The organism is Candidatus Thorarchaeota archaeon (assembly GCA_021498125.1).
GTDB lineage: Archaea > Asgardarchaeota > Thorarchaeia > Thorarchaeales > Thorarchaeaceae > B65-G9.
In genome coordinates, this window is the sequence record JAIZWL010000005.1 from 1 (window position 1) to 24,214 (window position 24,214).

Annotated in this window: 19 protein-coding genes; 12 read left to right on the plus strand and 7 right to left on the minus strand. The window is 47.2% G+C overall.

Annotation, left to right across the window (positions count from 1 at the left end; translation table 11 throughout):
* Window positions 1–205: 205 nt before the first annotated feature.
* From K9W43_10970 to K9W43_10980, 3 genes are all read right to left on the minus strand, one after another.
* Complete coding sequence (locus K9W43_10970) at window positions 206–1,372, minus strand: hypothetical protein (GenBank protein MCF2137741.1); 1,167 nt, start codon at window positions 1,370–1,372, stop codon at window positions 206–208.
* A 70-nt stretch (window positions 1,373–1,442) separates the two neighbouring features.
* Window positions 1,443–2,291 carry an ABC transporter permease gene (locus K9W43_10975; GenBank protein MCF2137742.1) on the minus strand — a complete coding sequence of 283 codons (849 nt, stop codon included), beginning with the start codon at window positions 2,289–2,291 and terminating at the stop codon, window positions 1,443–1,445.
* Entirely contained in the window at window positions 2,284–3,243 is a 960-nt protein-coding gene (locus tag K9W43_10980; protein MCF2137743.1) for an ABC transporter ATP-binding protein, read from the minus strand. The genes K9W43_10975 and K9W43_10980 overlap by 8 nt, the downstream gene beginning before the upstream one ends.
* Before the next feature lie 109 nt (window positions 3,244–3,352).
* Here K9W43_10980 and K9W43_10985 point away from each other — a divergent pair, with 109 nt between their 5' ends.
* Entirely contained in the window at window positions 3,353–3,994 is a 642-nt protein-coding gene (locus tag K9W43_10985; GenBank protein ID MCF2137744.1) for a hypothetical protein, read from the plus strand.
* Between the two features lie 11 nt (window positions 3,995–4,005).
* Window positions 4,006–4,365 carry a transcriptional regulator gene (locus K9W43_10990; GenBank protein MCF2137745.1) on the plus strand — a complete coding sequence of 120 codons (360 nt, stop codon included), beginning with the start codon at window positions 4,006–4,008 and terminating at the stop codon, window positions 4,363–4,365.
* Window positions 4,366–4,395: 30 nt separating this feature from the next.
* Here K9W43_10990 and K9W43_10995 read toward each other — a convergent pair whose 3' ends face one another.
* A complete protein-coding gene (locus tag K9W43_10995) occupies window positions 4,396–6,741 on the minus strand; it encodes a DUF3160 domain-containing protein (protein MCF2137746.1) in 2,346 nt (781 codons plus the stop codon).
* 146 nt (window positions 6,742–6,887) lie between these two features.
* On the opposite strand from K9W43_10995, the gene K9W43_11000 reads away from it, so the two are divergent.
* A complete protein-coding gene (locus K9W43_11000; protein MCF2137747.1) occupies window positions 6,888–7,448 on the plus strand; it encodes an inorganic diphosphatase in 561 nt (186 codons plus the stop codon).
* Window positions 7,449–7,496: 48 nt separating this feature from the next.
* Here K9W43_11000 and K9W43_11005 read toward each other — a convergent pair whose 3' ends face one another.
* A complete protein-coding gene (locus K9W43_11005) occupies window positions 7,497–8,522 on the minus strand; it encodes a site-specific DNA-methyltransferase (GenBank protein MCF2137748.1) in 1,026 nt (341 codons plus the stop codon).
* Between the two features lie 305 nt (window positions 8,523–8,827).
* Here K9W43_11005 and K9W43_11010 point away from each other — a divergent pair, with 305 nt between their 5' ends.
* Entirely contained in the window at window positions 8,828–9,493 is a 666-nt protein-coding gene (locus tag K9W43_11010) for an HAD family hydrolase (GenBank protein MCF2137749.1), read from the plus strand.
* A 13-nt stretch (window positions 9,494–9,506) separates the two neighbouring features.
* On the opposite strand, the gene nadA is transcribed toward K9W43_11010, so the two are convergent.
* Complete coding sequence (gene nadA / locus K9W43_11015; GenBank protein MCF2137750.1) at window positions 9,507–10,439, minus strand: quinolinate synthase NadA; 933 nt, start codon at window positions 10,437–10,439, stop codon at window positions 9,507–9,509.
* A 157-nt stretch (window positions 10,440–10,596) separates the two neighbouring features.
* On the opposite strand from nadA, the gene K9W43_11020 reads away from it, so the two are divergent.
* On the plus strand, window positions 10,597–10,884 hold the full coding sequence (locus K9W43_11020; protein ID MCF2137751.1) for a hypothetical protein: 288 nt from the start codon (window positions 10,597–10,599) through the stop codon (window positions 10,882–10,884).
* A 180-nt stretch (window positions 10,885–11,064) separates the two neighbouring features.
* Window positions 11,065–12,384, plus strand: coding sequence for a HAMP domain-containing histidine kinase (locus K9W43_11025; GenBank protein ID MCF2137752.1), 1,320 nt, complete (start codon window positions 11,065–11,067; stop codon window positions 12,382–12,384).
* 11 nt (window positions 12,385–12,395) lie between these two features.
* Here K9W43_11025 and K9W43_11030 read toward each other — a convergent pair whose 3' ends face one another.
* Window positions 12,396–15,224, minus strand: a complete 2,829-nt coding sequence (locus K9W43_11030) for a hypothetical protein (GenBank protein MCF2137753.1) — start codon at window positions 15,222–15,224, stop codon at window positions 12,396–12,398.
* A 469-nt stretch (window positions 15,225–15,693) separates the two neighbouring features.
* Between K9W43_11030 and K9W43_11035 the strand changes: the two genes are divergently transcribed.
* From K9W43_11035 to K9W43_11060, 6 genes are all read left to right on the plus strand, one after another.
* The gene (locus tag K9W43_11035) at window positions 15,694–16,539 is read left to right on the plus strand and encodes a hypothetical protein (protein MCF2137754.1); all 846 of its coding nucleotides are present in this window, start codon (window positions 15,694–15,696) and stop codon (window positions 16,537–16,539) included.
* A gap of 215 nt (window positions 16,540–16,754) precedes the next feature.
* Entirely contained in the window at window positions 16,755–17,618 is an 864-nt protein-coding gene (locus K9W43_11040) for a hypothetical protein (GenBank protein ID MCF2137755.1), read from the plus strand.
* 216 nt (window positions 17,619–17,834) lie between these two features.
* Window positions 17,835–18,686, plus strand: coding sequence for a hypothetical protein (locus K9W43_11045; GenBank protein ID MCF2137756.1), 852 nt, complete (start codon window positions 17,835–17,837; stop codon window positions 18,684–18,686).
* A 97-nt stretch (window positions 18,687–18,783) separates the two neighbouring features.
* Complete coding sequence (locus K9W43_11050) at window positions 18,784–20,979, plus strand: N-6 DNA methylase (protein ID MCF2137757.1); 2,196 nt, start codon at window positions 18,784–18,786, stop codon at window positions 20,977–20,979.
* A 112-nt stretch (window positions 20,980–21,091) separates the two neighbouring features.
* Window positions 21,092–22,282: a DNA (cytosine-5-)-methyltransferase gene (dcm, locus tag K9W43_11055; GenBank protein MCF2137758.1), complete on the plus strand. Its 1,191-nt coding sequence runs from the start codon at window positions 21,092–21,094 to the stop codon at window positions 22,280–22,282.
* Between the two features lie 170 nt (window positions 22,283–22,452).
* Window positions 22,453–24,144, plus strand: a complete 1,692-nt coding sequence (locus K9W43_11060) for a hypothetical protein (GenBank protein ID MCF2137759.1) — start codon at window positions 22,453–22,455, stop codon at window positions 24,142–24,144.
* Window positions 24,145–24,214 lie beyond the last annotated feature (70 nt).

Genomic DNA, 24,214 nt, shown 5'->3' on the forward strand with positions numbered 1-24,214 from the left:
GTGGGCTACTACAACCTCACCATCATGGTGAAGGTCATATGTGACCTGTGACCGGGAGTATTTAAACTCCTACAAACAATGTCCAAATATGTCCAAGTTTGGCGTAGCTGTTTGCGACCCTCCCGTATATTTTATTTCCGACTCTGAGTAAGCAGTCGGTTTTTCATTCATTGATAAACTGTGGCAACATCGGCCCAATGCATTCTCAGGGAGTAGAGATCGGGAATGCGCCCCACACTAAGAGAATGTAGAGCATCATGATGAAAACGGCGATCATCGTTGCGGACTCAAGCATATTGACCTTGGAATCATCCGTGATGGTCACACGAAGGATGAACAGTGTCGGAAATGCAAAGAACAGCAGTACGACTGAAAACAGATCGATGGGAATGACGTTCGTCACATTGAAGATGAGCGCGATGATCCCACCTGCGAGAAGCGTGTACCCAAAGATGATGAAGAAGACCTGCACGATGCCTCCGAAGGCATTGGAGAGGGCGACCTCGATCTTTTCCTTTTTGTGGCTGCTTGCGACAATGATGTACTCGGGTGCCCCGCCAAAGAGCACGAGAAGCAGTGCAGCATGGATAAAGTTCAGATGTTGTACCTCTGTGGCCCACTCGGCAAATCCGGCCAGCGCCTCACCACCGATCAGCGCACCTATGGCTGCGACGATCATGAAGATGGCGACCTTCTTTGGAGTCATGTCATGGACTGGTAGGGTCGATGACAATGCTTCCTCATCAGACTGTGGTTCAAGTTTGCCGTAGTACTTTGTGATCCGGTAGAGATAGACGATAAAGACTGCAACAAGACACGAGCCAAACATGAGCAGTTCGCCAGCATCGAGGCTCTTCGGGAGTAGTGGATTGGCCATCGCAAACACAAAGAGCATGAGCATTGTGAACCCAACTGCGAGACTGATGACCGCACCCATGCTCAAGAGATCGGAACCGACCCACATGATCGCATCTGGGAGCGTATAGTTTCCATGCTCGTCCTTTGGCAGCACAAGTGTATATATGGCGAAGACCAGAGAGTTGACGAAGATGGTCGAGAGTGCAAGTACCCACGCCATCTCGAAATTACCCGCCAGCAAGAGAAACGTAAGGACGGATAGCTCGGGAATCGTGCTGGCAAGGCTCGCATAGATCCCGGACACATACTCTGTCAGGTTCTTGTGTGTTGAGATCCCTTCTACCGACTGGACAAATGCCTCGCTAGAGCCAGCTATCACAAGGACACCCGCGATCAGTTCTATTATTCGTAATGGTGCTTCTGGGACAATGAGACCTAAACTCTCAATCCCCATAATTGCAAAGATCACAGTAATACCTATTGCAAACGATATCTGCCACAATGCTGGCTTCATAGTTTGGCACCTTGTCCGTATCGAACATGTCCTATTATTAAATCTCTCTGCATGGTCTCCGAGATCTGTTTCATGGGAACGCATGATGGTTCTTGCGCAAGTGTAACGCGGAGCCGGATTTGAACAGAGGCCACGTGTGTGAATACCAGGGCCAGCTCTTTCGGAGATATGCAACTAGTCCAATGCAGAGCAGTAGTCCAGTACCAACAAGCAGGACTGCAAGATTTGGCAGAGTTATCGGATCAAAGCCGACGTATTCATGACCAAGTGCCAAGTCTACCATCATAAGGTTTCCAAGAGTTAATGGGTTAATGCTTACAAACGGTCTCAGCAATTCTGGCAGGTTTGGGTAGGGGATTGCGATACCTATGAAGTAGTTAACGAGCACGATTGCGATCCCGACATGAGACGCTGCTGATTCGCTTTTCACAACGGATGCAAGGATGAGTCCAATACCTGCGGAAGTAATTGTGACAGTCGCTGCTATGAGAAGGATCTTCAGTATGCCAAGGGCACTAACTACAAACTGCGCACCCATGAGCACGCCTAGCAACACAACGACACCTCCCCCAAGGCCTGCATATACTAAGACGGTCAGGATTCGCCCACTACATTCGAGTAGAGGGTTGACTGGCATTGAGGCGATCTTTGCATAGAGCCCATGTTCTCTGTCTGAGGCTATTGATCCTGCCAGATTGCTTATTCCTATCGTCATGATGGTGAGGGTCACGAGGGCAATGACTACGTATCCTTTTACCATTGGCATTACATCTGGGGGCACATCTTGGAACATTACGAGAGGAAGAATGATCAGGAAAAAGATTGAGGTACCTATCGCCGAACCGAAGATCGCCTTGTCTCTCAGAAATATTCTCGTGGACCGTTGGAAAGATATAATTATTTGATTTAATCTACTCATTAGGTACCGCCTCCATCGGATAGTCTGTCAATTTGTAAAAGACATCTTCAAGAGTTGGAGGCCGGGCGTCGAGGCGCACGATCTCAAAACCCGAACTCTTAAGCCGCTCAGCAATTTTAGGAATTATTTCTGCCGGGTTATCACACAGCAGAGAGATTGATTTACCATGATCTACCACACTGCTCCTCTCATCGACACTGGCAAGTGTTGTCACCAATTCGGGTGTCTTGGGACGCGCATCAACAATAATGGAACTCTTCAATCCGCTCAGCGCCTTGAGGGAGTCCGGTGTTCCTTCTGTCACAATCTGCCCGTTGACCATGAGACCTATCCGTGATGCGATCTCCGCGTCCTCCCCGATATGGGTGACCATGAGTATTGCAGTTCCTCTTGCTTTAATCGTAGTGAGCATGGAGAGAAAGTCACGTCTCACTGAGGGATCGAGGCCTGTCAATGGTTCATCAAGCAGCATGACTCGTACGTCTTTCAGGAATGCGGTAGCGACCTCTAGTTTCTTCCGCATTCCTCCACTGTATTCGCCGACTCTTCTATCCGCATCATCTTCGAGTCCTGTTATCTCAAGTAACCATGAGATACGATTTTTCTGTTCTTCTCTCGTGAGACCTAAGAGACCCGCAAAGTATTGTAGATTCTCTCTGCCCGTGAGAAAGTCGGAACAGAAGTTCTCTTGCGGTACATAGCCAATATTGTCCCGTATTGCCCTGAGATCTCTTCGCATTTCGTGACCTGCAATCTGTACTGTGCCCGAGTCAAATGGTCTTGTCCCCGCAATTATGGAGAGAAGTGTGCTCTTGCCTGAACCATTAGGGCCCATGAGTACATAGAACTCTTTAGGATCTATGCTCAGGTTAACATTCTCGAGGACCCGAGTTCCATTATAGCTCTTGTAAAGATTAGTCACACGCACGACCGATTCTTGTTGAGATGTCATACGAATGCAGTGCATTCAAATGCACTTAAGGAATGGACAAGTTCTGTGTTACAGAACAACTGTATTAATTAACATGTCTTGATGCGTATGCTAAAAGTGGGGTAACACAATGGAAGAGATCCAGAAGGTCCTCGAAGCTCTGAGAGTGGTCGAACGTTATGAGGACTATCTATTCAAGAGAGCTTGGGCGAAAGCGTTGATTGCAATTGGAATCGTAATTCCACTTGGTGCGCTAGTCAGCATGAACGCACTCCTTATTGCTACCATCACAGGCGTTGATGAACTCGTCGTGGCCTTATTTGCCCAACTGTTGATAATTATCATCGGCATTGGGTATGTTGTTCTCACCTTCTTTGGGGCTTGGAAGACCTTGAAGGGCCATGTAGACAAAGCCACGAGAAGATCCCACGTTGGTCCATTGATTGGCATTATTTGGTTTGTATCATTTCTCATGGTCAGTTTTGTGCCGGAACGAGTACAAGGCCCCGCTCTACTCTGGGGTGCTAGTGTAGCCTGTATTTTATCATTTTTAATCCTTAGATCGAACGATTCACACTTCTTTGGTCATCTGCTCCTCACTCTCGGGCTCGCTTTGGGAATAGTTTCACTTCCAATTCTTTTCATTGGTGATCTTGCACTTGCAAAGTACACTGCACTCATAGCGTTCTCTGTTGGTTTTATTATTGCAGGATTTCGAATGCATCAAGTTGCAACAACTGCTCTTGCGCCCCCGGATAAAACGGCCTCGTAGGTGAACTCTCTATGAAGGGGCCTCTCGATCTTAGTGATGATGAACGGCTCTTTCAGGCGCAGCCACGTTTCTCAATTATATATTTACTTTTTCTCAAGAGGCGGATTGGTTTTGTAGAGCTTGTCCATCTCCTCGGGCTGACCCCTGGGAATTTGGACCATCATCTGAAGAAATTGGAGAGCGGAGGTCTCATAGAGACAAGGCGGGTCCTGTCATGGAAGCCTCTCGTTATTGTGGAGCTCACTGCAAAAGGTGCTGATGCGTTTCGCAGGTACGTGAGCAAGCTACAACACCTGCTGTCACAGATTCCAGATACTATGCTTACTGATAGGGATTTTCCGTCTTCTCACTCCTCTGATTCGGAAATGTGAATATTATTTAATTTCTCCACGTGTGCTGATCTAATGGTATGACTTGGATCTTGAATGATTGATTGTTGGGCGTGTCACAGTCATCAACAATCGACCATCGTTGTCATGTGTCGAGGGAGATGGCGAGAGAGTATGACCGTATGCATTGAAGCTTTGAAGAGTGGATGTCTGCGGTGTGATAGGCTGTTGTTCGAGTTCTTGATACGAGGACGCGCTGACACCAAGGACAAATGATCCCATCCAGTCGGCCATCGGTGGCATTTCGCCTTTTTCTATCAGTGCCCACCACAACTCATCAGTGAGTCTATTGCTTATTGGAACTGAGAATTCATAGTGAGAGTACATTGCGCCACCTGCAAGGAACGGTGTACCATTCTCATCAGGTACTGCAACTATGATGTACAGCGGGTTCCCTGTCGCCTCTTCTAATGCAAGCCCATAGGTGGGGTCCGTATGCACATCCGCAACTAGAGCAGCTCTTCCCGCTTCCGAATCAGTGCCTTCCAACTCCGCAAGAATCTTGCCGATATCTTTCAAGATCACCCATTCAGAAGTATTGAGTGCAGTACCTGAGAGTTCTTTCTCGGAGATCGTCTTCAGGCTCAATGACAACCACAGAAGATCTTCAGTTCTCGATATGAGTGAGATGTTGTCTATCCCCCGTTCATGGAAACTATCTATCATCATCTTGCATAGCGACGCCAGTCTGGTATAGAGTTCAGGGACTGGCTCAACGTATCCGGGAGGTGGATTGTGACCGCCATAGTAACGCGAGTACGACTCTTTCACAGACAGTATCGTATCATGTCTGAGTTCGGTCCATGTGCCAAGACAGGTCGCTAGCTGTTTATCCTGCCATTGCGGTACCATCATGAACGACGGATTTCCCGCCTTGGGCGTGTCGAGGAGCGTCTTGAAGGAATAGAGCCAGAGCCAGTAGAGGTTACTAGTCCACGTATCTATTGTACAATTTGAGATTTTTTTCTTCAGTAGATCCATCTGAGCAACATAGTTAACATACGACTTCTGATCATCAAGAAGCTCCCATGCTCTTTCCGATCCCAGTGCAGCCATGATGTCCAGTGCCTTAGGCAGATCTCGAAACGGTACCTGGTCGTGAGTGAGTTCGCTGAACACATACGAGTCTGGGACAAACCTTTGGCCCATGAATCTGAGACCTTTTGTTGCATTCATGTCATTAATGTCACTCAAGAAGCTGGAGAGTATCTGGGGATCTCGGCAGGTCTTTGCCGTCTCAATGAAGACTCCTAACTTGTACGGGTCCATCAACTCAGTAAAATTGTGAGGGTCATTGTATAATGCCTCGATGATGACTTGATAATCGTACGGTGTGAGATCATCACTCGTGCCCACAAAGAATGAGGTTGTATCATACACGGTCATCCATTGTTGTGTAGCATTTGCGAGGCCGCCCTTGTACACTGAACTCTGCTGCTGCTGTAATGCAATACATAGGAGGATTGCTTGGGCGGTCTCATTACGACCACGTTCGATATTTTTAGCCTCATACAAAGGCTCGAAGTCTTTTGGTTCAAGGCGGAACGCTACTCGTGAGTACCACATTACTGCTTTGAAATATTGTTTGAGCTTTTCAGAACGGGTGTAGTGACCGCGAGGAATGAACTGGCTCCAGTCGGTCTTTTGGTTCATGAACCACTGATTGTTGAACCCTGATGCACTATTTATCAAATATAATACTGGGTTGACCCATTCTGCTACTACCTCGGGGACTTGCCATGATGAATTCAGAAGTTTGGCTGCTACCGCAAAATAGGCGACATTCTTTTTCGCATAGTCCTTCCATAGCGGTTCAGTGATCGTATTATATTGTTGTAATGACACCTCCACCATATGAAGCGATAAATTGTATAATATACTTTTGAAATGGGTCTCTTCTATTTCTCTGAGTGTGAGGTCGTATAGCACATGATAGGCATGAAGAACAGAGTCAGTTGTGACAAAAGAAGGCCTATTCATTTCATAATTATATTGATAGACGTCGTAGAACATCTGAAATCCGGAGCGGGTCGCCACAAAATAATGATCTGCAATGGCCTGTTTCTCCTCCTCATTGAGATAAAATGAGTCAAGGTTCATCACATTTGACAGATCGGGCGCAAGTTCGTATTGGGGGGCATTGAGTGTATAATTGGTCTTGTATTCTGTGTAGTTTCCAAAGTGCCTATGATCCATCGATATGTTAAGGGGTTCGTAAGTCGTCTTTGAACTGGTAGTGGGCGATGAGGGCGAGGAGCCTACCATTGCACCCATTAGCATTCCTATTGACCCCGATACAAAAAGAATTATAATAATTACGATTGCCCAAGTACGATCAGCTATCTCCTTTTCTGACAAATTAGGACACCTTTCTTTCTTTACCTAGAATATTACCATTACTTTGCTATTAATCTCGTTGTGTATTTGATAATACGTTGTTTGCGCTAATAGTGATTTGGCAATCCTGTTTGGAAAACCTCAATAGATGGGAGGTCATCATTTAGTTGCAGGATGGTGTGGCTATGACAAATTATCTTCGAGATATTCCTCCCGGACCGGATCCCCCCAGTCAGATCAATGTGGTCATTGAAATAACACGGGCCTCCAAGAACAAGTACGAGTACGATACAGAACACAACGTCTTTCGTCTTGACCGTGTGCTGTATACCTTTGCTCCCTTTGACTATGGGTTTATTCCGCAGACTCTCGACTGTGACGGGGACCCTCTTGATGTGATCCTCTTCATTAACGAACCGACATTCACTGGCTGTCTGGTGCATGCCCGACCAATTGGGATTATGGAGATGGATGATAATGGCCGTATCGATGACAAGATCATAGCCGTGCCTGTGAAGGACCCGTATTATCGAGATGTCAAGAGCATTATCGATGTGCCGCGGAGTCTTATTGAGGAGCTCAAACATTTCTACGCTACTTACAAGATACAAGAGGGCGGCCATACCGAGGTTCGAAAGTTCAAAGAGTTGAAGGATGCCTTTGAGACCATCACCCGTTGTATTGCAGATTTTCAGAAGGTCGAGAATGGTGAGAAGCCGGACTGTTGATCCTTCCCCTTGTCGAGCCTGATGCTCCTCGATGGTGCGAACATGAAATTAAATTATATACTCTGTGGAGCCGTCTGTAGTCTCGATTCTCTCCTGAGCAGCAGCAACATATTCCGGATTGATGTCGATCCCCACGTAATGACGACCTAATGACTTTGCTACGACTGCCGTCGTGCCACTTCCTACAAAGGGGTCAAGTACAATCCCATCAGGTGGGCACAACAGCTTCACAAGTTCCCCTATCACGAATTGTGGATAGATGGCGGGATGCTTGATTCCCTTGATGGTTTCGACGGGGCTTTCTATCACATCTCGTTTCAGTCGGTTCCCTAGAATCCTGATGATCGTGAATCCCTTTTGTTCAATCTGGGTCTTACGACCTCCCTCCTGACCACCAAATGCGGGCGCATGAATTCCACGGATCTTCATTCTGAACCCGCTGATCTTACCGCTCTTGACCTCTTGGATCACTTCGTCTAATTTTCTCCGTGCGGTCGCTTTCTCTTTGGGCGAGAGGTCGCTCTGCTCAATGAGCGTATAATACTTCTGCCCTATCCGTGATCCATTCTTTGGTCTTTTCTTGACGAAAGTGTGTTCCGCGAGAAACTCGTCAAGGTTGAAATAATATTTATCGGATTTTACAAAATCAAAGAACGGTTCGGTCGCAGGAACAAGTCGCCGTTTGAACTGACGAGGTGTAGGATTGAGCTTCACCCATGTGATCTCGTTGACAAGCTTCACTGGTTCACTGTCCATCGCCTCGATCGCAAATCTCCACGGGATCAATTTCAACGATTTCTTGACGTACTTATCACCGATATTGAAGACTATGTGCCCGCCGTCATGGATGATTCTGACGCATTCGTGAAAGACTTGCAGCAGCCGTGCTATGTATTTGTCAGGTGAGGTCTCACTCCCGATCTCTTCAGGAACGCCGTAGTCCCTCTGTTGATAGTATGGCGGTGAGGTGATCACAAGGTCGATTGATGCATCTGGGATCTCTCTCAAGACCTCAGTACTATCTCCTACAAGTAATCTGTTCACATACTGATCCCTTTGTTCATATGGCATCATTCGCACCAAAGATTGTACATCTTCACGACATGAATGAACGTGGTTCATTTAATAACTACTATCTTCAGAAGACTGTTCTCTTAGTATTCGCTGTTTTGCAAGTAGGTCCATATTGTTTTATTACGACCTCCCACGTTCATGTTTGCCGTTGGCATGAATTTAAGATCGCCTTACATAATTGATGAGTGTTATCTTGAACTGCCGATCTGGGACTTTCACGACCGAAGCGAAAGCTCTTTAGAGGGGTTACATACTCGACAGAGGCCCTCTTGAAAGGTAATCGATACAGACAGGGCGGATTATTCATGACAGATCAAATTCAATGTAAAGCAGTAATCTTTGACTTCGACGGGACGCTCGCTAATAGTATGCCATTTCTTGAACGCATCGGTGTCAATGTCATGATGAAGTACTATGGGCTTGATCGAGAAGAGGCTACCAACAGATATCGGATCACGACCGGCCTGCCATATGAGCATCAGATCAAGATCAATTTCCCGGACCATCCGAAGAACGAAGAAGCGATCGAGGAGTTCGAGCGACTTAAGATCGAGAAGATATTTGACCAAGAGCTCTTTCCGGATACCGTACGGACTCTCTTCGCCCTGAAGGAAAAAGGCATCAAGATCTTCGTGTCCTCCTCGACATTTCAGTCAACTATTGTCAGTTATTTCGAGCGCCGCAATCTAAGAACTCTGTTCACGGACATTCTTGGTTACAAGCCCGGTTTCGAAAAAGGATCTGATCATTTTAATTACGTCCGCGACCGTCATAGAATTCCTCTTGAGGACGTTATCTTCGTTGGCGATTCGCTCAAAGACTATGAGCGCGCAAAAGGATATTGTCGCTTCATCGCTATGGTGGGACTGTTCTCAGAGCAGGACTTTCGAGATGCTGGTCATAAGGGCCTGATCGTCCGAGAGCTCTCGGCCATACCTCCCGCTCTGGCCCCGGTTGAAGTGACTGCTTAATCTTTGGTCACGCTCAGATTTTTACGACTGTCATCCGTTCGAGTACTTGCTTGATCTTTTCTTGGAGATGTTCGGGCACAGTGACAATGTTTTCCTCAGGAAGATCTTTCAGCACATGGAGGATCTTTTCGAGCGAGTTCTTCTTCATCTGTAGACAGATTGCGCCCTCAAAGGCGGGAATGATCGTCTTGTCCGGATGAGCCTTCTGCAGTTGTTGCACCAGTCCCATCTCTGTTCCAATGATGAATGTCTTCTCTGGCGACTCGGCTACGATGCGTACCATGTTGCCTGTCGAGCCGATCATGTCGGCTGCATCCTGAACTTCAGGGGGGCATTCTGGGTGGACAATTGCTATAGCATCAGGGTGTTCCTCTTTGGCCAACAAGATGTGAGCGGGATCGAATTGTTGATGGACATAGCAGTGACCTTTTGGCTCGATGTCAATAATCTCTATACCTGTCTGACGACGAACGTACTCAGCAAGGTTCTTGTCCGGTCCGAAGAGAACGGTCTTGGCACCTAGTGATTCTACGACCTTGACAGCATTACTGGAAGTACAGATGATATCACATTCTGCTTTTGTCTCTGCTGTTGTGTTAACATAGACAACGACTGGCGCATTAGGATACTCTGCTTTGCGCTTACGTATTTTTTCAGCGGTCAGCCATGCAGCTAATGGACAGAGTGCCTCCGTTGCGGGAATATAGACGGGGATGTCTTTTACTAGGACCGCTGTTGTCTCGGCCATGAACTTGACCCCCGCAAAGATGACCATATCATACCCAGCAACCTCAGCAGATTTGCGAGCAAGCTGAAGTGAATCTCCTACAAAATCAGCGATCTCTTGGATCTCAATTGGTTGGTAGTTATGAGCTAGCAAAAGGGCATTGCGTTTTTCTTTCCATTTCAGGACTTCTCTCTGAATATCACTCAGCTCGTCTGCCAAGATGTGACACCAATCCTCACGCGCAGATTTGATTTATAATGAAGTCTTTAGAGGCAAAGTGCCGATCTTTTCTTCGAGTCTTTCTTATCGGTAGTTGTGCCTTTGCAATCAGTCAAGCTTATCAATCAGTACGCATCCGTTCAACTTGGTGCGACTCATGAGAATTAAGGCCGTGTTACGAGATACTACGATTCTTGGAATGGAGCCCGGTTCACGTGAACGGGTGATTGCTGCTGCTCAAAAGAATACGAATCGGATCGTGAACCTACACAGTCTCCTCAAGATTATGGGTCTCAAACTCAGTGACCGCGTGCAGGTGCTAGAGATACTGGAGAAGGAACATCTCTCCATTTGGCTGGCGAACGAGGGTGATCAGCACGTCATATATCTGAGCGATGGAACTCCCCCTGATGATCCCGACTTCAGTGGCTATAGATGGATCTGATTTAGAAACTGCTCCTTGCATTTTGGGTCGCGAACAACGTATTAACTAGTGCTCCCAGTTTTATAAAATATTGGAGAAAGGTATGATTTATATGTTGAATTTTGTTATTTCTATCCCTCCTCTTAAAAAATAACACTTGATGCGTAAACGCCCTCTCGTATCGCCCCACGAGGTACAACTATGACAATTGAGATAGCCCTGCAGTTGTTATTTCCATTGATCACTTTCTCTCTAGCATTTGTTGTTGTGATTCTTGCAGTCATTAGGTATTTGGTTATCATTCGTGATGTTTTTACTGATTGGCTTCTTGGTTGGCTGACGGTAATTGTTTTTGCCGCACCCGCTATAGTTGTAGTGTCATTTGATTTTAATCTTATTTATATTCCGGGGGCTCTTGGAATGGTGATCGGTTTCACCATTATTTTGAATGGTGTCAGGACCAATGGCTTGAATCGGCTTCCACTTAAGTATTATTTTATAATTTTTGCTGTAGTAGTTGTCTATTCAACGATCTCTTATCTCGCACATTTTTCCGCTGTCTTGTATCTCGTTCCGACTCAATATTATTCGGGCATCGTGGCTATTCTCTCTATTAGATATCTTTTTAAAAATCAGAAGGCAACGCCGACCGTCAGGGCTATCCTCGCTGTTGATCTTGGGGGCTGGGCCGTTTTTTCATTTCTCTTCCCGTTTCTTTTATTATTATTCCCCTCATATGTCGAGATAGTGATCAGTATCCAAGCACTCATTCTGATCAAATTTGGAAGTGTTCTCTTCGGATACATATTGCGAAGATATGACCATGAACTTCGTTCGCAATACAAACTCACCAGTCTCATGGGAAGCATTGTGCGACATGACATTCGTAATTATTTGCAGGTGGCCATGCAGGGGATAGACTTGGCCCGCTCCGATCCTGAAAACATTGAGACATGGTTGACTACGGTTGATGAGAGTCTTCAACGTGCCACCGCATTCGTGAATGACATGCGTAATCTCACAGTCGAGATGACACGAGCAGAGAAGCAGCTTACCGCGATCCATCTGACCGATGTGATCGATGACGTACTACATGTTTCTCATCGGTCACGTACCCTTGAGGGGTTCCAGATGCGCGTGTCTGTGTCGGATGACATATTCGTCTATTCGCATCGACTGGTCAGGCAGATCATTGTCAACATAGTAGATAATGCGATCAAGCATGGGGCCTCCTCACTTGAGATTCATGCAGATGCTTCAAACAATCATGTGGATTTCGTGATCGAAGATAATGCGGGAGGCATCTCATCCGACATCTTGGAGTTCTTTAATGCATCCGAATCGATCTCTCTCTCCTCTGCTCCCGGCTACGGACTGGGAATTATTATTATTCGTGCCCTTGCACCGATCTGCAACGTTCAGTTGCATGTTGAACTGACTGAGGATGGAACTGGGACCCGCTGGATCATGAGATTTGAGAGGATTGCCTCACACATGGAGGTCCCCTCATCTCACTCATGATCATGTTCATCTCAGGCTGTGTTCTCTCCAAGTCGGCACATCTTGATCTCACGTGGGGCGAAATCCAATAAAATTGTATTATTTTCAATTGGAATTTCAGTCAGAGTCGAACCATCAATTTGAACGCTCCTCGCCTCAGAAATTTTTGAGGCCAATGCGATTGATGCTCTCTGAGGTTCTGGTGTGAGATTATAGAACGTGGCGAGAATCGCTCCCTCACGGACACGCAGGGAAGATACTCTTACGGCCGGATTATCGACCGTAATGATCGGTTCGAGTAGACTCGGGTCTGCCTCTTTCTTCTCCAAAGATATGGACAGTACCTCTTCAGCAGACGAGTCAGCATAGTCTGCGCTCAGTGTGATGGGTTGGTCCTTGGAATGAATTACGAGACCATAATGGAATTCGTATTCGGCTCCGAGTTCTTGAGCACCCGGGGTCTCCTCAGCAGGTCCTGCATGGATCGGCCTCTCTGGAAAATCGGACCGCGAGAGCCACCCGACTGAACGGATCATTGTTAGGGCAATACGGTGACCATCCACAAGCTCGACCTCGGGCATACCCTTGTTGAAAATCGTGATGCCGTCAGTACCCTTGGGATCCTCGACGCGGATGAATCGCTTCTGCGGTTGGACTCCGGAGGGCATCTCGGGGTATGAGGAATGTGTTCTGTCCAGTTCGTCTGGTGCCGGAATCTTCTCGGGGTCGCCCTGTCGTTCAATGTACCCGAAATGAGTTGCTGTCTGAGTGACCTCCGAGCGAAACGGAAGATCAAAACAGATCCTTAGCCGATGATCTCTTGCAAGGTTAGTGAGTCTGGTGGTGATGTCTATCCTACGGTCCTCGCTGTAGAATCTGAAGCGTGTATCGATCCTAAGTTCGACCTTGCCCGTGCGCTTCTCACGCTGCTCATCCAACCCGGCGAACACTTCAAGGTCCATCTCTTGTCGGATCTCGGCCACGGCTGGGCCATTGATGGTGATCTCTCGCTTGACTCGCTTCACCTTCGCCTTTTCGGGCAACACACGCCCGAAGGTGTATTCGTCGCCTCGGTCGCCAAAGTCCTCAAAGACATGGAGATGATCGTATCGTTGACCGCTCTCTTTATTGAGCAGGATCAGAGTGCCGTCTTTGTTGAAGTGAACTTCGTAAAATCTGTTAGAGACTCCATCTTCAGTGACCTGCCAGTTCTCATCGGAAACCTGTGGTCTGTCAGCAACTGGCCTAAGGCTCGAGAACGATAGAGCAGGGAGTGGTAGGCATGTGGCATACCTCTTTTGCGTCGGCCGGGCCGCCACAACATGAACTCTCTTGTAGCGTCCACTTCCGATGATCTCACGCGCCTGTCTCTTCATACCCTCTATGTCGAACTCCCCGATCTGTTGCGTGTCTGCGATCAGTCTTAGTTCAAGAAGTCCGGGTTCGTCGCCATCAAAGAATTCTACACCATTGATGTAGAAGCTGGTGAGCTTTCTGCCAGTTATCAGTTTCATACCCATCTTGGCAGTTCGTAGCCCAACTGTCATGTCCATGAAGATGCTGTCGCTTAGTCGTAATGCTTGCACCGGGTAGATCTTGCCATCGGGGCCGCTGATGCCGTTGACTGTCACGTCTCCCGGTTGCGTGAACTCCACATACAGAGGGATATGTGAGACCCCTGTGGGATTAAAGACTATGATGGCCGACTCATCGGAGAGTGTAGAGGTCTCGATGATCTCCCGAGTCGTGCGATCGGTAATGCTCTCGGCGATGGTCTCGGCCCATGAGAACCGGGTCTTCATCTCATCATGAGTGCGATCGATCGAGCATCCGCAGATCGAGTCGTGAGGATGATTTCGTAGCAACCACTTCCATGCGGTCTCAAAGAGTTCGGTGGGATAGTCCGCACCGAGGTGTAACCACAGATATGTGCTGATGGGCTCGACTTTCTTACAGAGTAGATCTTCCACTCTCTGATTCCAGAGCTTGATCCACATCCTTGCAGAATATGTGTCTTGGAGCAACGGCGCTCGTGCAGGAGACCTCATCTCTCCCTCATAGGCGGGAGGCGTGTAGTGCGCCTCGTCGATTGCCTCTCTGAGAGCACCGACAAATTCTTTGAGACCTCCTAGTACGATGTCACGACCTTCTTTTCGAAGTCTTGCGACGTGCTCTTGAACAAACGGTTGAGGAAAGAGATGGTCTGATCCATTCATCAATTGATATATCGGAAACGGAGAGAAAGGTTGCAACTCTTCAATGACCTCATCAACTCTTTCCTTGAACTCGTCATACGCTTCAGGGAGTCTTGACACATTTCCATATCCTCCCGGCATATACACTCCGAGAAGAGAGACCTGAGAGTTGGGATGTGATCTCCACATGAATGGGACTGTCATTATTTCAGGAGGTACTCCCCTCCACAGTACAACCGAACGCAGTGATGTGAGGTCTCCAAAGATTTGTGGGATCGCACTTGTGTGACCGAACTGGTCTGGCAAGTATGCGATGTCCATAAGTGGGATCTCCATGCGCTGAGAGAGGTCGTGACTGTACTCGAGATTTCTTATGAGGCTCTCTCCTCCGACAAGCCATTGATCCGCCAAAACGTACCATGGCCCTATTGCAATCTTGTTCTCGCGGATCGCCTTGAGTAGATCTTCTCTTCTTTCAGGTCGGATCTCAAAATAATCTTCAAGAATGACGGTCTGGCCATCCAACATGAAATGATACTCTTGCTTCTGGAGGATTTCTAAGAGGTTGTCGATGAGATCGATCAGCTTGGCTCGAAATATCTGAAATGGCTGATACCATTCTCTATCCCAATGAGTATGTGGTATGATGACGATCTTCTCTTCCACGATGGAAACCTCGTCTATGATTTTATATTGTGAGTTAAGTTTCTATCCGTTCAGACAAGCTAAAAGTGTAGGCCATTTTTGCCGATATCCTTAAGAATCAAATCTTCACAACTTCCGTTCGTGAATCATTACGATTCATATGCCGGTCTGGCGGAGCAGCTTACGCGAAGGACTGCAGATCCTTTTTACAGGGGTGCAAATCCCCTGGCCGGCTCCATCTATTTTTATTTCCGTCCCGTCCCTTTCAAAGATCATGAGTTCGTGTCTGCACGGTTAATCCCTATTTTAGGGCCGCAAAGAGGTGATATTTAAATTATTACTGAACGCTCTTCTACTATTACGACTTTTAATCGAGCGGTGATCAGCGTGTGCTAAGATTTTAATAACTATCTGAGGAAAATGGAGAATGCACGCTAAATGAATACTTGTCTATTTAGAGTGTAATTCACTATTCGAGGTGTCGCGAGTCTTGGGAGAAGACGTTGAGAACTCGGAATCGAATTCAGAAGAGACCTCTGAAAACGAGGAAGAACACAATAAGATGTTTTTCATTTATGGCGTACACATCAATGATGTGAAGTCAGACATAAGAAAATTCGTACAGCCGGACGCCGAAGAAGAGGCAGAACTGTCGTCAGAACAGACCGGAAATATCTTATTGATCTCTGGTTTCTGGGGCGTTTTTATATTGTTTCTTTTTCTTGTTGGGGCCATGATTGTTGGAGTATTGCAGGGAAATGCTGGAGCGGACATGTTCATCGTCACATTGATAATTTCGGGCTTGTCGATCATTTTATTTCCGATACTCTGGTTGACTGTCACAATAGTATTTTCGATCTTTACAGTTGGTGCCTTTTTCAAGCGTCGTCATTTTAGTATAGTAATAGTCGACCGACGAAACGAAACCTTCGTGTCAAAATTACTGATGGCCGTCGTGATGCGCGGTGGTGTATTTAATGCAACCACCGATGATCCTGAATTTGACGATTGGGTGAGAGGCGCATTGAGGCTCTACTCACGAGTCGCCTATCTTCGTGTGACGGCTGTCATTTTGGCCGTTATCTGGGGAATACTCGAAATCGATCAACGATTTGATCTTCTTCATCTGGTCTATCAAGTCGATCTTTGGCCCTTTAGAATCATTATGCTGTTGCTATTTCTGCCATTGATTCTCTATGGGGATCTCTTGGTATGGAAGATCAGGGGACATTATGCGGAAGGCGATCTGATCATCTATCGACTGAAAGCATCCAGTTCACGGTTTGACCCTGACGTGCCACTCTCGGACACGATGAGTGACTTCTCATTTGGTTAGAAGTACTGGCCGTTGTCGGTCCTCTTGATTGGTGGCAGAAGAAGATTCTGACTGCCACCGCGTATTTTTTAATTCGCGCCTTTACTTTGACAGTAGTTTTTAATAAATAATTCATGCGACATGTATTTGCATGCTATGTTCTTCTAGTTCTAACTGAAAAGACGCCACCATGTAATTGTTTTTTATCTCGGCAGAATGATTATATTGTGCATAGTTTGGTCAGGTTAGTAGAGGAGTGGAGACTGGTAACAGAAAATAGAGAACAACAAGATTTAGAAACCAAAGAATCCGGCGAGTCTGAAAACGTGATCTCTTTCGAGATTCTTGGTGTACCCTCATCAGCAGTACGAGATGACATTAAGAAATTTGCATCACCTATTGAGAACGAGGATGGATCTATGACTTCCGAGTCAGTAGGGGAGATCAATGTGACTTCGGGAATCATTACCATTTTGGCTGGACTTGGTTCGGGACTTGGTGGAAGTGGAGAAGGTATCCTTCTCTTTCTTGTTATTTTATTTATAGTGATGAGCGTCTTTTCGATCGTCTGGGTTTTTGTGATGATCGCCTTCTCAATTTTTACATTGGGCGGCTTTTTCAAGCGACGCCATATCACCGTTGTATCAATTAAAAAAAGAGATGATTCCTTTGTCTCTAAACTTGTTGTGGCTTCGGTTCTTCGAGGTGGGGTGTTATATGAAAATCTGGGCGATCCCGATTTCGATGACTGGCTCCAAAGAGCTCAGAAACTGTATCAAAAGATGGTGCATATTCGTTGGGCTGGATTGCTTGCCGGAACGATCTGGGGCATTGTGGAGATTGCCTTTAAGGGGTATAACATTCTGCATCCTACATTTCACTACGACCTCTGGCCTTTTAGGATTCTAATGGTCTCACTATTCCTCCCGATGATATTCTATAGCGCTTGGATCGAACTGAGACTCAGGCGTCACTATTCCGAGGGCGATCTGGTCGTTCATCGATTAATGGCCTCCGACCCCGTTTTCAATCCCGAACAGCCTCTTCCGGGTGCTGGTCCGTCAGGTCAATTGTCCGCAGATGCTGACAAGCGACTTTAGGGATTGGACTCTGCGGTAGCAGTCATTTCAATGGCTGTTACCGCTTTTCGTCTGATTTAGTAGGGCCTGAAAAGATTAATGTGGACTCAGATATAACACACCATATCTGTGAGCCGTTGCCATCATTGGTTCTAGGAGAGACTGATGATCGCTTGATCGGTCGGCCCGTAGAATATCTCAAGCTTGGTTGGTGATTGTGGGATGGAGAGTACGCCAGTGCATGAAGAACAATTTACGAAGATCTCTGGGACGACCTACCATTGGTACAATATCTTTGGGGTCTCAGGATCAACAGTTCGTGAAATGATCCACGAGTTTACAGGTGGGGAGCAGCATAAAAAATACATTTTAACACGCTGTTGTGGGAAGGTAAGGGCCGGAACTGCACTTGGTCAAGAGTGTCTGGGAGCTGATTGTGGAACAGGCAGTGGCGGTGATTGTGGCGAGGGTCTGTGTTTTTGCCTGCTGTTGAGCATGCTCATGATGGTCGTGGTCACCATTGTCTGGGTGGCCGTCATGGTCGTGTTCTCGTTCGTCACTGTTGGGGGATTTGTGAAGCGTCGATACAGGACTGCAATATTCCTCGAAAAGAAAAGCCATACATTTCTTGCAAAGATCTCATTGGCCGTTGCTCAGCTGGGTGGTGTTCTCGACTATCCAATTGGTGTACCCGACTATGATCATTGGGTTTCAAGGACGGTGCGACTATTCAAGTATCTCAAATATATTCGTCAGCTAAGCCTTTTCTTGGGCACGGTCTGGGGTTTTAACGAAGTGTATTTCAAACTCAAGAACATCTTTGATCCAACTTTCCACTATAATCTCTGGCCCTTCAGATTTGCAATGGTGATCATCTTCATACCTCTCATCTTCAGTAGTCCTATTCTAGAGATTAAGATTCGAGAGGCTATCGATATCGGTGAAGGTCTTATTCATGATGTTATTGCAATGCATCCCGAATACACACCGTCATCTATGGTATCCATATCTCATTCCTATCGGAGCTACTCGATGAGTGATGAATCTGATTCCTATGATGTTGATAAGGAGTGGGATTTGTCGAATTAGCAAGAGCCTCCGCCACGGACACTTGACCTGAGATACCTCTCACCTCACAGGACGAGCCCATAAGACCTAACATTGACGATGTTAGTATGACAGGTCGATGAGCGATCAGATTCCCAATATAGCGACCCAGTTGCTGTCCAGTGTCATTGGTGTACAGCCTCCCATCCCTGATGATCACGATATGCAGCTCGTGAGTATGGAGGCTGTGCGTATTGCAGCCTTAGAGTCCGCAGTGGCTCTCCGAATGAGAGATGCAATGCCAGCTCATCCCTCAGTATTCACACGACTCTCCCATCGTGCGGAGCTTGCTGGCCTTGACACGAAGACGGTTTGCTCCTTGACTGCTGAGATACTTCAACGAATCGACTTGGACAAGTCCGCTCATCAGATTGATCGATTGACTAATCGGAAATTCGCTGATCTCTTGGCCTCGTTACATTCTATAGGGTCTCATCTTCATCCCACACACGGTAAGCAATTAAAATCTCTGAGGCCTCAGGGTCTGTTCTATACTCCTTCTGAGGTGACGGATTTTATTGTTGATCTGGCCTTTGCTCCATTTTCGGCTGAACATTCATCCTCTCTCTTAGACGATGATCCTGATGCGATGGAACAGATGCTCTCCCTATCAATCCTTGATCCAGCATGTGGTTCTGGTGGGTTCCTTGTGTCGGCGTATCTTCATCTTTTTGATCTTATCAGACGGGTTGAACCTCAGTCTGATGATTCCCTGTTGAGAGAGCGCATCCTACCGAATCTGTACGGTGTTGACGTTGATGCCGCAGCGCTTGAGGTTGCAAGGGTTTCCCTGCTCACGATAGCTGGCCTCGATCCTGCAAAGGCCAAGTCTCTCAGACTGAACTTACGACAGGGTGATGCTCTGATCTCAAGATACGGATTGGCTGGGACCTCGGACTATTCCCGATTGATTGAGGCGAGCGACAAATGGTTGCCCTTTGAGTGGCGCAGCGAATTTCCTGAGATCTTTCATAGGTCTCCAGAGGGCTTTGATATTGTTGTTATGAATCCACCATACGAGCGACTGAAACCCAATTTCGCAGAGTTCCTGAGAGAGCGATTGGTTCAAGGAAGCCGCAAGATTCATACTGAAGAATTCGCCCGGTATCGCGAGCAGCTCTCCCGACTCGTCACCTATTTTCGACGATGCTTTGACTATCATCTCACGAATCGTTATACCTTAGACACTCATAGACTATTCATCGAGCGTGCACTCAATCTACTACGACCCGGTGGTCATCTTGCAGTCATTGTTCCCACGAGCATACTTGGAGACCTCTCTTCACAGCCCTTGCGTAGACACTTGCTGTACGATAACTTGCTTGTGGATGTCTTTGAGTTTCCCGAGACCGCTCGTGTCTTTCCGGGAGTGACCCAAGGTGTGACGATCTTTCTTGTGGAACGTGGTAACAGGACCGAGTACACACGCATCCGTGCTGGTCTTGATCGCTTGAAGACGGCTCTTACGGTCGAACCCTTGAGAGTGAGCATCACGGATATCGAGCGGGTGATGGGGCAGTCGGTCAAGATTCCTCTTATCAGTCCACGCACTTGGAATGTGTTCGTTCAGATCCACCATCATCCACCACTCTCCGAATACACGCAGATCCTCAATCTTAGAGGCGAGCTTGATATCACGATCGATCGGGAGTTCATCACGTCACACGATACTGGTGTCCCCCTCATCAGGGGGTCTCATATTGGTCGATTTAGATTAGGTAGGTCGAGCAAGAAGAGACGGGAGTACGTGCAGGTAGACGATTTTGCTTCATCACGTTCTTATTCCCGACGGATGTCACATATTCATCGCTATAGAATTGCAGGACAACAGATCTCAAACCGGGGTCAACGCTGGAGACTGAAGTTTGCTCTCATCGAGCCGGATCGTGTGTTGGCGAACTCATGTAATTATATTATTATTAGAAAAGATGATATGCGTTCATTACTCTATCTTCTTGGAGTGCTGAACTCCTCTCTTCTAAATCTGCGATTCAAGGTCGGAAGTACTAACAATCATGTGTCAAACCGGGAGATTAGCGAGCTTCCCCTAGTTAGCCCATTTGAGACCGATGGTGACACAGCTCAGGTGATCGACTCGATCGTAACAGTAGTCGAGCGTATCCTTAAGGCCGATGACAATCTTTCTCTCTCTGCTGAATTGGACGCGCTGGTCTTCAAGTTATATGGGGTGGCTTCCGGAGATGCAAAGAATGTCCTTCACGATCTCGGGGCTGGTCCTGATGAAGTGTCGCGTGTGACAGGTCTGTTATTGTAGTGTCAATGCATCAGGGATAGCTATATTGCCCACGTGATGCAATGTCTCTTTAGTTGAAGTCTTTGTTGAAGACAAGTCGAGTGTGTCTGTGATGTTGGAGAGCCTTTCCGCTATGAAGAGCAGTGAGTCATTACTGTTCAATCACGTTTCTCCCTCTCTTAGTAGACTCGATCTTGAGATCATCCGTTCTATACCTCCCGGTGGCAACTGGCAGAACATCCCGCTTGAGACCGCAAAGAAGTCCTCCCGGATCATGCAAATTCGTGCGAGCGGCGGCCGTACAACATACTACGGACGACTCAGACCGGACATGCCCTCCTACACGGTGAATACGTATTTTCATAGGCCCGGTAATGGCTCGTTCATCCACTACTCGCAGGATCGGATGATCTCTCTTCGTGAGGCAGCCCGTCTTCAATCGTTCCCTGACGCCTTTGTATTTCAGGGAAGTCTGTCTTCTATTTGCAAACAGATAGGGAATGCAGTCCCTCCCCTCCTTGCTCGTGCTGTGGGCCTGACCTTGAAGACGGGTCTGACCGTTGATCTCTTTGCTGGTTCTGGTGGCCTGTCACACGGTCTCAAGGATGCTGGCCATGACGTTATCGTGGCTGCGGAGATCAATCCGGCAATGTGCGAGACCTATGCGCTCAACCATCCGACTACTCAGATACTTCAAGTAGACCTGTCAAATCACAAGGACTACTCGTTAATGGTCGAGACCGTTGAGAATACTCTCCATGGTCGTTCTCTCTCTCTTCTTGCGGGTGGCCCTCCGTGTCAGGGCTTTTCGACCGCTGGACATTGGAACCGCCTTGACTCGCGTAATGATCTCGTATCTGTGATGTTACAGGCTGTTGCTGATCTTCGTCCTGAGCAGGTCCTCATTGAGAATGTCTTGGGGATCAAGTGGATGGCCAAGGGAGTCTTTCTAAAACATATTCTTGCCACCTTGGCTAACCTTGGATATTCCACTCATTACTCGGTCCTACGAGCGGAACAGTTCGGAGTACCGCAACGCCGGCGTCGTGTTGTCATTATTGCAGATCGTGATGGGGACCTGAACGAGTTTCCCTCACCTCTCTTCCAAGCGGTCCCTAAAGGAATGAGGCGTCTTGAAACACTGCCCGCTTCCGATCTTCCTCCACCCATCTCTGTTGAGGAAGCTATTGGCGATCTCCCTCCGGTAACTCCTGGAGGTGGAGAACATACTATCTCCTATAATTCACTCTGGAGGGTAAGCAACTATCAGCAGTTGATGCGTGGCGAATTATCATTCGAAAAATTCTATGCCTCGAAAATCTAGACGATTATCTATGATCACACGTGTACTAGAGGTGACGTGGTACACGTATGGATCTTGCTAGTACACGTGACGTAGTGCAATGCTCACACAACCGCGAAAATGGAGGGACATACCCTATCACAAATAACAATTTATTGACGGTATCGGTTGAAAAATAGATAACTGCCTTGATGACTGGAGAGAATGACAATTTGATAGTATCCGCAGCGCTCATTGACCTACATGGTCCAAAGATACTAGCTCAAGAGTCATTTTACCAGTCTGCCCCAAGTGTTGAATTGCATAATCGTGTCCTTGAACAGTTCTATGAACTTGCTGTTGCAGTGTCCATGGATGAAGTTCTCGAACTGAATGTTGCGGATCGTCATTGGCTCGTCACACGACTTGATGATGTCTCGGTCATTGTTGTTCAATGTCATGACTCCACTCCCGACACTCAGGATATTACAGCTCTTCGTGCCCTCAAGAAGGCTTTCATGTGGAAGATGGGCGATGGATCAATTCGTGAATACAAGGCGGAGTTTGTCAAACTGGTCCGACGCCATCTTGTGCGCCCGGCCAAGTTTGTGATTATAACTTCAGCGCACATAGGTGTTGAAAATCATTCGGGGAAGGCCACTCTTAGCATGGTTTCTGAACCGGGTGGCACTACTCGCGAACCAATTAGAGTTGGACCATATTTGGTCTCAGTGAAGCATTGTGATTTTGAGACCTTTCAATGGACTGATGATTTTCTTGACGCGACCGGTTTTGGACTTGTGGTCTCTCCTGATGTTGATGAGGGCTTTTATCACAAGACGACCGAGACGATCCGTTCACATCTCCCCTCTGCCCTTGTCTTGGTCATTCCCGGTTCTGACGATGAACTTGAATTTGCTCGGCAGATCGAGGATACTCTGGACGCACAACTCTGTGACTCGGTTTCTGAGGACTCGATCAATCTGCTTCTGACCCTGCTGGCCACTGCAATGCTGACCGATATGCATCCCGAGCTTGCCCGTAAGACATGGGCCATTGAGAAGATCAACTATGAATCACCGATCTCTGAGATCGAGCATCTGGGACATCAGGCGTTTATTGTCACAGAAAAGCAGACTGGCACTGCTGTCTTTACATACTACTACGAGCCGAAGTCAAAGGTCATTGAGAGAGCCCCCAATTTAATCACTGCTATTTCCATGTTCAAATTGGACTATTCTGGATCGAATAAGACCTCGGTCTTCACGACTGGTACTTTGAATTTTATAATGATCGAACACGATGAGCTGGTCTTCACTCTGATCACAGGCAATCGTGATGATGTTGATGAGCTGAGGGAGAAGTTCTCATTTCTGCCGGATCTTTGGAAAGATGAGAATCCGGACGATCTGCAATGTGTTGAAGATGATCTGTACAAGTCCCCACCTTTTACGTTGAAACTGTTAGCAACTCTCCCGCCAGAGTATCTGCTGCCTCGGATGGTCCCGTACCGGGTCAAGGAGATTGAATGGGATCGCTTCTCGTCCGAGATGGTGAAAGATTTTCTTCAGGCCGTATGGAGCAGTCTAGATGGTCATATGGATCTAAAGCGGCTTGCGTATGGTGGTGGTCCTCAGATGACGTTGGGTGCAATACACCTACTTCGCCGTCTTGGTGCCATTGACCTCAAAGTCGTCATTCGCCCCACTGATATTCTGGAGAAGGGACGGCCTCCAACATCTGAGGAGCGCTCGCTCTATTCAAATCTAGACAAGCTACTTGGTGTGGTGGACGGGACACGAACACTCAGTGAGATCGCACAGCAGGCAGGGATAGACAATAATGTTCTTATTACAGTCTTCACTGAATTATACAAGCGTGGTATTATTCGGATTCGTAATTGAACGAGTACGACCCAAAAAGCTTCATAGCCACGTTTTACGCGGTAAGAGTGAAGCAAGTGGTACTGAGACC

Coding starts and splice junctions, on each gene's coding strand:
- K9W43_10970 (MCF2137741.1), bottom strand. CDS start 1,372: ATGAAGCCAGCATTGTGGCAGATATCGTTTGCAATAGGTATTACTGTG.
- K9W43_10975 (MCF2137742.1), bottom strand. CDS start 2,291: ATGAGTAGATTAAATCAAATAATTATATCTTTCCAACGGTCCACGAGA.
- K9W43_10980 (MCF2137743.1), bottom strand. CDS start 3,243: ATGACATCTCAACAAGAATCGGTCGTGCGTGTGACTAATCTTTACAAG.
- K9W43_10985 (MCF2137744.1), top strand. CDS start 3,353: ATGGAAGAGATCCAGAAGGTCCTCGAAGCTCTGAGAGTGGTCGAACGT.
- K9W43_10990 (MCF2137745.1), top strand. CDS start 4,006: ATGAAGGGGCCTCTCGATCTTAGTGATGATGAACGGCTCTTTCAGGCG.
- K9W43_11005 (MCF2137748.1), bottom strand. CDS start 8,522: ATGATGCCATATGAACAAAGGGATCAGTATGTGAACAGATTACTTGTA.
- K9W43_11010 (MCF2137749.1), top strand. CDS start 8,828: ATGACAGATCAAATTCAATGTAAAGCAGTAATCTTTGACTTCGACGGG.
- K9W43_11020 (MCF2137751.1), top strand. CDS start 10,597: ATGAGAATTAAGGCCGTGTTACGAGATACTACGATTCTTGGAATGGAG.
- K9W43_11025 (MCF2137752.1), top strand. CDS start 11,065: ATGACAATTGAGATAGCCCTGCAGTTGTTATTTCCATTGATCACTTTC.
- K9W43_11050 (MCF2137757.1), top strand. CDS start 18,784: ATGAGCGATCAGATTCCCAATATAGCGACCCAGTTGCTGTCCAGTGTC.
- dcm (MCF2137758.1), top strand. CDS start 21,092: ATGAAGAGCAGTGAGTCATTACTGTTCAATCACGTTTCTCCCTCTCTT.
- K9W43_11060 (MCF2137759.1), top strand. CDS start 22,453: ATGACTGGAGAGAATGACAATTTGATAGTATCCGCAGCGCTCATTGAC.